Genomic DNA, 11541 nt, shown 5'->3' with positions numbered 1-11541 from the left:
TTGCCGGAGCTTGCGGAGCTTTGGCACGGCGCCCAGGCAAGTTCTGTCACGTGCCCATGGCGTTCCACGCCCAGCCAGCCGGAGGGCCCAAATCGCCGGCCCCGGCACCCCATTTCTCAATAACGAACAAAGCTGGGCCAAAGTTCACTTACGCAGTACCGCAACCGGTCTGCACAGTGAACTTTGGCCCAGCCTTTGTTTTCTCACTTGAACGAATTACGCGTCTTGCTCGTCCGGCAGTTCAGCAGCGTAATACACTTCGGACACGTCGTCGTTGTCTTCCAAGGCATCGATCATCGCTTGGAACTTCTCAGCCTTGTCCGCCGGCACCGGTACTTCGTTCTCGGGAATCATGGTCAGTTCGGCATCGGCCAGCTTGTAGCCCTGCTTCTCCAATGCGTCCCGGACCTTGGTGAATTCCTTGGCGTCGGTGTAGATCTCGTAGGCGTCATCGGACGTCTGCAAGTCGTCGCCGCCGGCATCCATGACATCTTCCAGCACCTGGTCCTCGTCGGCGTCGGTGGTGGATCGGTCGATCACGATGTAGCCCTTCCGGTCAAACAGGTAAGACACTGAGCCGGAAGCGCCCAGCGCGCCGCCGTGGCGGGTGAAGGCCACGCGGACATCAGAAGCCGTGCGGTTCTTGTTGTCGGTCAAGGCCTCCACCAGGACGGGAATCCCACCGGGGGCATAGCCTTCGTAAGTGACTTCATCGTAATGGGTATCGTCGTTGCCGGCCGCCTTGTCCAAGGCGCGCTTGATGTTGTCCTTCGGCATATTGGCCGCGCGGGCTTTATCCATGACCAGACGGAGTGAAGGGTTGCCGCTAGGGTCAGGACCTCCGCTCTTTGCAGCCATATATAACTCACGGGAGAGTTTTTGGAAAATTTTGCCGCGTTTGGCATCTTGGGCGTTTTTCCGTCCTTGAATGTTATGCCATTTGGAATGTCCTGACATTCTATATTTCCTTCTTTCGTCTATTTGGTAAAAAAGTCACGCAAACACAATAGATAATACCAAAAATAGCCGCGGGGTTCAAATTATTTCCCGGAAAATGGTCGCCAACCAGAACGTGTACAATGAGCTCAGAAAGAAGGCAGGCACATGGACTTACCCGCACTTTACGATGCGCTGTATGATACATACGGCGACCAAGGCTGGTGGCCTGGGCGCAGCGACTGGGAGATCTTGTTCGGCAGCGTCCTCATTCAGAATACCAATTGGCGGAATGTCGACCGGGCCATCGCCAACCTGACAGCGGCGACGGGCATGGTGCCGGACCGTCTGCGCGCATTAGCGCCAGAAAAATTGCAAGAGCTGATCCGGCCGGCAGGCTTCTTTACCCGTAAAGCCGTTACCATTGGCCATCTATTGGATTGGTTGGCGCAATATAACGATGATTTACCCCGCGTCCGCCGGGCCGACCCAGCAACTGTTCGGCAAAAGTTGATCACGCTGGGCGGTATCGGAAACGAAACAGCGGATGACATTCTACTTTATGTCTTGGGCTTTCCAACCGTCATCATCGACACGTATACCCGCCGCTTTCTGAACCGCTTCGATATCGTGCTGCCCGCCCAATACGCAGCTGCCCAGGCCGCGGTAGCCCGGCAGTGGTCGGTCTGGACACTGCGTACGGCACAGAACTTCCACGCGCTCATCGTGCGGGTCGAGAAAGAAAAATACACGTCAGCGCAATGGAAAGATGTACCATTCTCCGGTATGCCGCTACAATGGAAGCAATCCTAAAAAGCGAGGTCACAAACTTGGACAAACAAGAATTGCTGACGCAGTTCCCTGCGCTGGCCGCTTATGCCAATGAAACACCCACATTTTGGGCCAATCCCCATTACGGTCACCCGCGCAAAGACGACAGCATGCGGGAAGCTGACGTCTTTGACGCCGGCACCCGGTTCCGCCGTTTTGCGCCCTACTTAGCCGAAGTCTTTCCGGAAACCGCACCCGCCCACGGCATTATCGAATCGCCCATTTACCGGCTGCCCCACCTGGAAAAACAGATTGCGGCAGACACCGGCACAGTATTTCCCGGGAAATTATTCATGAAGGCGGACAGTGAACTGCCTGTTTCTGGCTCCATCAAATCCCGGGGCGGTATCTACGAAGTCTTGAAGTTTGCCGAGACGATCGCCATGCGCGAAGGCGACTTGGCCTATACGGACGACTACCGCATCCTAGACAGTCCCCGATACAAGCGGTTATTCTCCAAGTATGAGATCGCCGTCGGCTCCACCGGCAACCTGGGCCTGAGCATCGGCATCATGGCCGCTACTCTGGGCTTCCGTACCACCGTGCACATGTCCGCCGACGCCCGTCAGTGGAAGAAAGACAAGTTGCGGGCCAACGGCGTGAACGTCGTGGAATACGATGCCGACTTTACGACCGCCATCACCGCCGGCCGCAAGCTGGCGGAAAGTCAGCCCAATACCTACTTCATTGACGACGAGGGGTCCAAGGACTTGTTCTTCGGCTACGCTGTGGCGGCAATCCGGTTGGGCAAACAGCTGAAGGACGCTGGCATCAAGATGGATGCCGATCACCCCGTGTTCGTTTACCTGCCGGCTGGTGTCGGCGGGTCACCCGGCGGTGTGACCTTCGGCTTGAAGACCGTCCTGGGGCCCAACATCCACGGAATCTTTGCTGAGCCAACCCACATGCCCTCGGTGACCATCGGCATGATCAGCGGCCTGCAAGAAAAGATCACGGTGTACGACCTGGGTATCGACGGCAAGACGGCCGCCGATGGCTTGGCCGTTCCCCGGCCCTCACGACTGGCCGGCCGGGTCATGGATACCTTACTCTTGGGCAGCTGCACCTTCCCGGATCACGACATGATGCGCTGGACCGCTCGCCTCGCCGAGCAGGAACAGCACAACGTGGAGCCCTCCGGTGCTGGCGGCCTGGCCATCCTGGAACGGTCCTTCCCCGCTTTGAAAAAGTTAGGTTATCCCGTGGAGAACGCCACCCACATCATTTGGGCCACCGGCGGCAGCATGGTCCCCGCCCCGGAAATGGCCGATTACATTAAGACCGGCGATGCCCTGCTGGCGCAGTCAGCGCCAACACGGTAACCGCTAGGGACTTGGTCGTTGTGATCGTTTCTTGACCGCCGAACAGGCGCTTCAGCAACTGACCGAACGCCGCCTGGTCTGAAGCGGCCAGCAATGGCGGGATCTCCTCCGCTAAGTAGTCTCGATCGATCGGTTCCGTGTAATGGAATGTCAATAGCGTTTGCCGCTGAGTCCACTGGGCTTGGCGGCTTTTTTCTTGCCAGAGGGAAATCGGCGTCCTGCTCTCATCGACGTAGTGCTGACGCAGTGGTGGGAAGGCGGCCAACACCTGATCAAAGATGCTGTCGGTCCGTCCGGTCACGCGGCTATAAACGAAGATGCCCCCCGGAGCCAGCAACGCCCCGATTATCGACAAGTCCGCCGGGGTGAGAAAAGTGGCCATATGACTGAAGATGACGTCGTAAACGCCAGACTGGTGCGCAAATGTCGACCATGGTGCTGAAATCGTCTCAGCCGTTTGTCCTGCCCGGGCGAGCTCCTTTTGGGCGTATGCCAGCATCTGACTGCTGATGTCCATTAACGTCAGGTGCATAGCACCGCGAGCCAGCATGGGGGCAAACCGGCCGGCACCGCTGCCCAGGTCTAAGACGCGGCCCGCCGGCAGGATTTTTTCTGCCTGCAGCCAGTCCCCCATCCGCTGCGCCAGCGGCAGCGGATCGGCTTGCTGCATCGCATAATATTCTGGCGCAAAGTCGTCCCAAGCGGCCGCCGTTTCTTGATCGTCAGTACGGGTCATCCGGCCCCACCCCTTTCTGCCTTCAGTATACAAAAACACGCCGCTTCCGGTCATGGAAACGACGTGTGAGTAACGCAGAAATTATTCTACGGTGACGCTCTTGGCCAGGTTGCGGGGCTTGTCGACGTCCAGACCCTTGCCCAAGGCCGTGTAATACGCAATTAACTGGGCCGGAATAATACCGACCAGTGCACTCAGACGGGGGTCGACGTCCGGCAGGACAATGTTGTCGGTCGGCTCGGCCAAGTGCTCGCTGACGATGCTCAGCGTGTGGGCACCCCGGGCTTCGGTCTCTTGCAAATTGCTGCGGGTGTGGGCCGCCGTGGCGTCATCGGTGATAAAGGCGAGCACAGGGGTGTCCTCGGAAATGAGGGCAATCGTCCCGTGCTTCAGTTCCCCGGCAGCGAAGCCTTCGGTGTGCACATATGACACTTCCTTCAACTTCAAGGCGGCCTCCAGGCTCAGCGGGTAATCTGCCCCGCGGCCGATGTAGAAGGCGTCGTGCTGGTCAGGCATGTACTGGCCAACCAAGTTCTTGATCTGGTCCTTCTCGTCCACCAACGTCTGCATGCCGGCGGCGGCGATGCTTAGCTGGTGGCGCAGCGCAAAGTCATTGGCTGCCGGCTGTTGCCGATACATCCCCAAGGCCTTGGCTAGAACGGCCTGGACGCCAATCTGGGCAGTGTAGGCCTTAGTGGAAGCCACCGCAATTTCCGGACCGGCGTGCAGCAGCATCGTGTAGTCGGCTTCTCGGGAGAGCGTGGACCCGGCAGTGTTCGTCATGGTCAGCACCGGGTAACCCATTTTCTTCACCTTGACCAGCACTTCCCGGCTATCCGCCGTCTCCCCGCTCTGGGACAGGAGCAGGAAGAAGGGATGCTGAGAAAGGAGCGGCATGTGGTAGCCGAACTCGCTGGCCAGGTAGGCTTCAGCAGGCAGCCCAGCCACCTCTTCAAAGAGCCGGGCACCGACGAGGCCGGCGTGGTAACTGGTCCCAGCGGCGACGATATACAGCCGGTCAGCTTGATCGAGCGCTTGGACGAGCGCCGGATCGACGCTCACACTGCCGTCCGCCGGCAGGTAGGCGTCAACGATCCGCCGCATGACGGCCGGCTGTTCATCAATTTCTTTCAACATGTAATACGGGTATGTCCCTTTAGAAATCTCACTGGCATCCAACTGGGCAGTGAATTCGTCCCGGTGGACAAAATCGCCGGCCAGGTCAGTAATCGTCAGCCCATCCTGGTGCATGATGACCACGTCGCCGTCTTGAAGCGCGATGAACTGTTTCGTTTGGTCGATCATCGCCATGGCGTCAGAGCCGACGTAGTAGGCCCCCTCGCCCACCCCGATCAGCAGGGGTGACTTATTCTTAGCTGCGTACAGTGTGTCCGGATCTTCCGCATCCGCTAGTACGAAAGCGTATGACCCCTTGAGCAGATTCAATGTGCGGTAGAAAGCAGCGGCGGGAGTGTCGTGATCATCCCGCACGAACTTGGCAATCAATTGCACCACGACTTCTGTATCCGTCTGGGACTGGAACGGCACATCAGCCAGATACTGGGCCTTCAAAGCAGCCGCGTTGGTGATGACCCCGTTATGCACTAAGTAGAAACGCTCATCAACGGAATATTGCGGGTGAGCATTGGCGTCAGTGGGAGCACCATTGGTCGCCCAGCGGGTGTGGCCGATGCCCATGGTCCCGTCTGCGGCGGGCGTCAGTTTGCTGGCCAGGGTCGCAATCTTACCCACGGTTTTGACCATATGCCGGCCCCCGCGGGCGCTGTTCACGAAGATACCCGCGGAATCATAGCCGCGGTACTCGAGTTTTTGTAATCCGTTCATCAAAATTTCTTGCACTGGTTTGGCGCCGATCACGCCGACAATTCCACACATTGAAAAGCCTCCGTTATAATATCATTGGTGAGCCTGGTATAGAACTTTGGTATAGACAGGTACTGTCTGCCATGCCCGTGTGTCTGCCAAGTATATTAAACGGTTTGGCCACCCTCGTCAAGCATGAATTTCTATTGGTCTCCTTGATTGTCGGCTTTTGGTATATATGTCTATACCATTGTGTTCAGCCGCTCAATGTGGGAGAATACCGGCGAGGTGATTTTATGTCTGATGCAACTGCCGTCGCCCTGCTCCAGGATCTCATCCGGATCCCCTCAGTGGGCGGCCGCGAAGAAGCCGTCGCCGACCGCATATGGGAATTTGTGGAGGCGTCGGGAAAAGCACAATATTTTCATAAGCAGGAGGTGGCTTACGGCGAAGGCCGAGAAAACCTTGTTCTGGATGTGATTGGTGATACCGATGCCCCGCTGCTGGGGGTCTCCGGCCACATGGACGTCGTCAAGGCCGGTAACGAGAAAGCCTGGACCCATCCGCCTTTTGGTGCGGAGATCCACGACGGCATACTTTACGGCCGCGGCGCCAGCGACATGAAGGCGGGGCTGGCCGCCTTGATCGTCGCCCTGACCAACGTCGCTGACCAGACCCGGCCGAACCGGATCCGCTTCATGGGCACGGCCAGCGAAGAGGTCGACAACGGCGGCGCCGCCTTTCTTGCCCAACACGGGTTCACCAAGAACCTGGCGGCCCTGCTGGTCGCCGAACCAACGGGTTTCAACACGATCTGGCACGGGGAGAAAGGCATCCTGGACTTCACGGCCCGGGTCAAGGGTAAAGCCGCCCACAGCTCCCAACCGGAATTAGGCAAGAACGCCATTAATGGTCTGCTGCGGCTAGCCAGTGAGACCGCTGACCAGTTAGCCCCGCTGACTGCCGCCGAAGATGAAGATCCGCTGCTCGGCCACGCCACGTACAATCCCACTCTCATTGGCGGCGGTGTGCAGGTCAACATCATCCCCGATGCGGCATTCTTCCGGGGCAACATTCGCTCCACCCCCACGGCGAACAACGAGCGGTTCACTGCCGCTCTTCAAGCCGCGGTCAAGGCGTCCGCAGCTCATGGTGTAGAGGGCACGATTACCGTTGATTCCGCTTTGCCGGCCCGAGCCAGCGATCCGCACAACCCGCTGATCAAGCAGCTGCAGGCACTGCTCATGGCGAACGGCTACGATGCCGCTGATGTCATTGGCGGACCGGCCATTTCCGATGCCGCTGTCCTGATCCCCGACGGCTTCCCCTTCGCCGTCTTCGGCCCGGGCAACGACAGCAACCACCAGCTCGACGAGCACATCAAGGTCGCGGACTATCTCGAAGCCATCCGGCTCTACACCGACCTGTTCACCCACTTTGGGGACGGGCTGATGAGAAAGCCGGCCGCGGACTAGGCCGGCCCCCCTGCTCTGGCCCGGGTGACTTCGGGCTGCCCAAATCGCCGGGCCCCTCAAAAAACCTCGTTACAACACAAACAAAGCTGGGCCACCATTCAAGTGACGGATTAACCGCCGCGGTGAATGATGACCCAGCTTTGTTTTCGCATTCAGCATTTCGGTAATGAACCGATGGCCGAGTAATTACTCGCCCATCACGTTGCGCACGACATCGGCGATCTGGTCCACATACTGGTTGACTTTCTCCACGGTCGGCGCTTCGGCCATGATCCGCAACAGGCTCTCCGTGCCGGATGGCCGTACCAGGACACGACCGTCGCCGGCCATTTCTTTCTCCACGGTGTCAATCGCAGCAACGATTTCCGGGTGCTCCCGCCACTTATTCTTGGCGCTGGCCTGCACCTTAATGTTGACCAGCTTCTGCGGGTAGGTCTTGACCGGGGCAGCCAGCTCGGATAAGGACTTGCCGGTCTGCTTCATCACGTTCATCAGCTGCAGAGCCGTCAGCATGCCATCGCCGGTATTGTGGAAGTCAAAGATGATGATGTGGCCGGATTGTTCGCCGCCCAGGTTATAACCGCCCTCACGCATCTTCTCGACGACGTGCCGGTCCCCCACGGGGGTCTGTTCAGAATGCATGCCGGCTTCCTCCAACGCCTTGTATAGCCCGATGTTGCTCATGACGGTGGTGACAACGGTGTCTTTCTTCAAGCGGCCGCGTTGATCGTAGTAATGACCGAGGATGTACATGATCTTGTCCCCATCGATGATGTTGCCGTGTTCGTCCACCGCGATGGCGCGGTCGCCGTCACCGTCGAAGGCGACACCCAGCTGAGCATGGCGTTCAACAACCGTCTTGGCTAACTGATCGGGGTGAGTGGAACCCACGTTATCGTTGATATTCAAGCCATTGGGCTTGGTGGCGATGGTCGTGAAGTCCGCATCAACGTCGGCAAATAACCGGCTGATCAACGCCGAGGTGGAACCGTTGGCCCCGTCAAAGACAACGGGGATGCCGTCGAGGGATTCAGAGACGGATTGTTCCAGAAACTGTAAGTACTTCAGGGCGCCCTCCGGATAGTCGGCGACGGTGCCCAAGCCCTTGGCTTCCGGCCGGGGCAAGGTGTCCTCCGGGGCATCGAGCAGCGCCTCAATTTCTTCCTCAGTGGCGTCAGACAGCTTGTAGCCGTCGGAGCCGAAGAACTTGATGCCGTTATCGGCGACCGGATTGTGGGACGCGGAGATCATGATGCCGGCATCCGCGTTCTGCACCCGGGTCAGATAGGCGACTGCGGGAGTAGTGATGACGTCTAGGTTCAAGACCTCAATCCCGACGGAAAGCAAGCCGGCAATTAAGGCATGCTCGAGCATCTCCCCGGAAATCCGCGTGTCCCGAGCGACCAGGACGCGCGCGTGCGGTGCCCCCTCCGCATCCTTTTGAGTCGCGTGCTGGGTCAGTACATAACCGCCGGCCCGGCCGAGTTTAAATGCCAATTCCGGGCTCAATTCCCGGTTGGCGATTCCCCGTACCCCATCTGTCCCAAAGTACTTCGTTGTCATAGCCAAAAACTCCTATCTCCAATATTGATGTGCCGTTAAACGGTCAATCGTTACTGCTGCTGGAACTGGTGCTTTCTTCACTGCTGCTTTTACTGCTGGCACTGCTGCTTTCTTCAATCGCACTGCTGTCACTGGAACGGCTGCTGGTGGCCTTAATGGTCACCTTCACCGAGCTGGGATCAGCCCCTTCCAGATTATTGCCCTTCAAGGGAATCGACACCTGCTGATTGTAATTACCAGCCGAGGTGATCTTGCTCACATCGACCGGCACCGTCAGCGTCTTGATCCGATTCAAGACGTCGCTGGCGGCCGTAATCTTCACGGTCTTCACGTCACTGGTGACGGAATACGCCAGGTTGGCCCCGTCATTCTCCGTTGAGAAACTGACAGGCACGGTCTTGCTCGGCAAATGAATCCCCAACGTGACATGGATCGTCTGGGGATCCAAAACGGCATTCACAATATTACCGTTGCTGTCCAAGGCTTGCAAGAGGACTTCTTGATTCGACGTGCTCTTGGTGTCCCGGGACAACGGCACATTGGCCACCACCCGGGCAATCTTACGAATCTCGTCAGTCGCTCCGGTGACCTCCACCGTATTCTGACTCAGCTTAGGCTGGTCCGTAATGTACCCATCAGCAATCGCATTCTTATTGTAGGTGACCTGAATTGGGAATTTCTGCGTCCGCCGCGTCTGAATATTGACAGTAATGGTTTTGGGAGAAATCCCGTAGGTCAATTCCTTGTTCAAACCGCTCGCTTTCAACGTCACCTTGTGCTTCCCCACAGCGAGATTGCGCAGATTAGCGACTATCTCGAAGTTCTGGGTATTAACGGTCATCATCACCAAAGAAGACGGCCCCTCCAAGGTCACGGACACCTTAGCGGGATAGCCAGTGATATAATACTTATCCGTGTCAGCGTTCAGCTGCAGCGGCACCTTGATGGTTTTCTTCGTTGTTGCGGCCACCGCTTGCCTGGTCGCCGTCGTCCGGCTCGTCACCAGGTTGTTGTAGTTAACGTAGGTGAACAGCAACAAGGCAAACGCCAGCGACATGACCCGATAGAACCACTTGCTGTTGGTAATTTTACTCCACATGGTGGTCACCTCCGTTCCCGCCATTGGTGAAGAAGCCGACGACCTTGGCCCGCAGCTTCTCCCATTGATTCGGTTCCTTGTCTGCCACGATGAATTGGGAACGCAGATACTTCAAGTATTCGTCCTGGCTCATATCCCGCATCAGCTGGCTGTTCTTCGTCAGGGTCCCCCCGCCGGTCTCTTCGGAGACAACAATGGTCAAGGCATCCGTCACTTCACTGATCCCCACGGCCGCCCGGTGGCGCGTCCCCAGTTCCTTAGGAATCGTGTTGCTTTCAGAAAGGGGCAGGTAAGCCGCGGCCACGGCGATCCGGTTGTCCCGAATGATGACGGCCCCGTCGTGGAGCGGTGTGTTCGGAATGAAAATGTTGATCAGCAGACCGCTGGAAATATCGGCATCCAAAGGAATCCCAGTTTCGATGTAATCTTCCAAACCGGTTTTCATCTGGATCGAGATGAGGGCCCCGATGCGGCGCTTGGCCATATACTGAATGGCCTTGTCCAGCTCGTTGATCATCCGCGTCGCCACTCGGTTCTGGTCCTGGCTCGCGCGCTGCAGCAGCGATCCCCGGCCTAGGTGTTCAAGACCCCGGCGGATTTCTGGCTGGAAGACAATGACCAGGGCAATAACGCCCCAGGTCAGGACTTGGTCCATGATGAACGAAATCGTCGTCAAGTGCAGCAGCATGCTGAGCAGCTTAACGACAATGATGACAGCGATCCCTTTAACGAGTTGGACCGCTTTGGTCCCGCGAATGAGCATGATCAATTTGTAGATCACGTACCAGACCACTAAAATATCGATCAAGTTGGCCAGCGATTGCCAGCTGATCAGATTGCTCCATGAAAATTGCATCAGTTCACTCCCACTCGTTTACTCCCTGGGCAAACATTCTTTAATGAACCAATTATAGCATAGCCCGCCTCCGTCGCTGGACCGACGCCCGCTTTCTGCTGGCACGCCGGCCATCAGCACGGTATGATGGAAAGAAGAAAGAACAGAGGAACGATGAAAGGAGGGGGCGGCCATGACCATCCGCCGCTGGCACTGGGCGATTCGGCTTTTTTTCTGGCTGTACATCATCTTAACGGCCTGGCAAATCCAAGGTGTTTTCAGCTTTCTTGCTTTCAACACGTTGCTGGCATATATTCCCATTGAGCTGGGCTTCATCCTGCAGGCAGACCGGTTTCACTGGCGCTGGGCATACTGGCTGACGGCCTTGGTGTGGCTGCTGTTCTACCCCAACGCACCGTATATCTTAACGGATTTTTTCCATTTGTCTTTGTTAGAGCCTTATGGTGCAGCGGGTCTGCTGCGCAACTCTCTGCCCATGTGGGGCCACTTCTTGCTGCTGGTCGGGGTCGGGCTGATTGCGGCGTGGATCGCGCAGCTGGGCAGTGAAAAAATTCTGCAGCAGATGCTGGCCCGGCACCCGCGGTGGCTGCCTTGGGCGCGGCTGGCGTTTTACACCGTCGTCGGCATCGGCATCTACATCGGCCGGTTCCTTCGTCTGCACACGTTCTACCTTCTGACGCCCGCCCTCATCTGGCGGCCGCTCATGCGCATGTGGTCCTGGCACATGCTGGGCTTCGTGGCCTTGATGGTCATCCTGCAATACGTCATCTGGCTGCTGATCCAGTATAGCCGGGCAGAAACAGATGCGGACAGGTAATCGGAATGTCGGTCGCTGGCCCGGGTGACTCCGGGCTCCGCTGGCGGGGGCTGGAACGTGGTGACGGCGGTTTGAGCCCGCC

General features: G+C 57.7%; 10 protein-coding genes. 4 read left to right on the top strand and 6 right to left on the bottom strand.

The features are described 5' to 3' along the window. Positions 1-216: 216 nt before the first annotated feature. Positions 217-957 (bottom strand): YebC/PmpR family DNA-binding transcriptional regulator, encoded by a 741-nt coding sequence (locus L248_RS03270; RefSeq protein WP_040534575.1) that lies wholly within the window; start codon positions 955-957, stop codon positions 217-219. A gap of 147 nt (positions 958-1104) precedes the next feature. On the opposite strand from L248_RS03270, the gene L248_RS03265 reads away from it, so the two are divergent. Next, positions 1105-1749, top strand: coding sequence for an endonuclease III domain-containing protein (locus L248_RS03265; protein ID WP_022528643.1), 645 nt, complete (start codon positions 1105-1107; stop codon positions 1747-1749). After that, positions 1734-3089: a D-serine ammonia-lyase gene (locus L248_RS03260; protein ID WP_051999841.1), complete on the top strand. Its 1356-nt coding sequence runs from the start codon at positions 1734-1736 to the stop codon at positions 3087-3089. Before L248_RS03265 ends, L248_RS03260 begins: the two co-directional genes overlap by 16 nt. On the opposite strand, the gene L248_RS15030 is transcribed toward L248_RS03260, so the two are convergent. Further along, a complete protein-coding gene (locus tag L248_RS15030; protein ID WP_051999840.1) occupies positions 3043-3825 on the bottom strand; it encodes a class I SAM-dependent methyltransferase in 783 nt (260 codons plus the stop codon). The two genes, L248_RS03260 and L248_RS15030, sit on opposite strands and share 47 nt — an antisense overlap. Positions 3826-3906: 81 nt before the next feature. Continuing rightward, a complete protein-coding gene (gene glmS, locus L248_RS03250; protein ID WP_040534573.1) occupies positions 3907-5721 on the bottom strand; it encodes a glutamine--fructose-6-phosphate transaminase (isomerizing) in 1815 nt (604 codons plus the stop codon). Positions 5722-5945: 224 nt separating this feature from the next. On the opposite strand from glmS, the gene L248_RS03245 reads away from it, so the two are divergent. Beyond that, complete coding sequence (locus L248_RS03245) at positions 5946-7124, top strand: ArgE/DapE family deacylase (RefSeq protein WP_022528639.1); 1179 nt, start codon at positions 5946-5948, stop codon at positions 7122-7124. Positions 7125-7310: 186 nt separating this feature from the next. On the opposite strand, the gene glmM is transcribed toward L248_RS03245, so the two are convergent. From glmM to cdaA, 3 genes are read right to left on the bottom strand one after another with little or no spacing between them, the layout of a single operon-like run. Then, a complete protein-coding gene (glmM, locus tag L248_RS03240) occupies positions 7311-8687 on the bottom strand; it encodes a phosphoglucosamine mutase (protein WP_022528638.1) in 1377 nt (458 codons plus the stop codon). Between the two features lie 43 nt (positions 8688-8730). After that, positions 8731-9786, bottom strand: coding sequence for a CdaR family protein (locus L248_RS03235; RefSeq protein ID WP_040534571.1), 1056 nt, complete (start codon positions 9784-9786; stop codon positions 8731-8733). Further along, positions 9776-10642, bottom strand: a complete 867-nt coding sequence (cdaA, locus tag L248_RS03230) for a diadenylate cyclase CdaA (protein ID WP_022528636.1) — start codon at positions 10640-10642, stop codon at positions 9776-9778. The genes L248_RS03235 and cdaA overlap by 11 nt, the downstream gene beginning before the upstream one ends. A gap of 172 nt (positions 10643-10814) precedes the next feature. Between cdaA and L248_RS03225 the strand changes: the two genes are divergently transcribed. After that, entirely contained in the window at positions 10815-11459 is a 645-nt protein-coding gene (locus L248_RS03225; protein ID WP_040534569.1) for a DUF1361 domain-containing protein, read from the top strand. Positions 11460-11541 lie beyond the last annotated feature (82 nt).

This window comes from Schleiferilactobacillus shenzhenensis LY-73 (genome assembly GCF_000469325.1).
Lineage (GTDB): Bacteria > Bacillota > Bacilli > Lactobacillales > Lactobacillaceae > Schleiferilactobacillus > Schleiferilactobacillus shenzhenensis.
Note: the sequence above shows the minus strand (reverse complement) of the source record. Positions and strands in the feature narration are given on the sequence as shown.

Coding starts and splice junctions, on each gene's coding strand:
- L248_RS03270 (WP_040534575.1), bottom strand. CDS start 957: ATGTCAGGACATTCCAAATGGCATAACATTCAAGGACGGAAAAACGCC.
- L248_RS03260 (WP_051999841.1), top strand. CDS start 1,734: ATGGAAGCAATCCTAAAAAGCGAGGTCACAAACTTGGACAAACAAGAA.
- cdaA (WP_022528636.1), bottom strand. CDS start 10,642: ATGCAATTTTCATGGAGCAATCTGATCAGCTGGCAATCGCTGGCCAAC.
- L248_RS03245 (WP_022528639.1), top strand. CDS start 5,946: ATGTCTGATGCAACTGCCGTCGCCCTGCTCCAGGATCTCATCCGGATC.
- L248_RS15030 (WP_051999840.1), bottom strand. CDS start 3,825: ATGACCCGTACTGACGATCAAGAAACGGCGGCCGCTTGGGACGACTTT.
- L248_RS03225 (WP_040534569.1), top strand. CDS start 10,815: ATGACCATCCGCCGCTGGCACTGGGCGATTCGGCTTTTTTTCTGGCTG.
- glmM (WP_022528638.1), bottom strand. CDS start 8,687: ATGACAACGAAGTACTTTGGGACAGATGGGGTACGGGGAATCGCCAAC.
- glmS (WP_040534573.1), bottom strand. CDS start 5,721: ATGTGTGGAATTGTCGGCGTGATCGGCGCCAAACCAGTGCAAGAAATT.
- L248_RS03235 (WP_040534571.1), bottom strand. CDS start 9,786: ATGTGGAGTAAAATTACCAACAGCAAGTGGTTCTATCGGGTCATGTCG.
- L248_RS03265 (WP_022528643.1), top strand. CDS start 1,105: ATGGACTTACCCGCACTTTACGATGCGCTGTATGATACATACGGCGAC.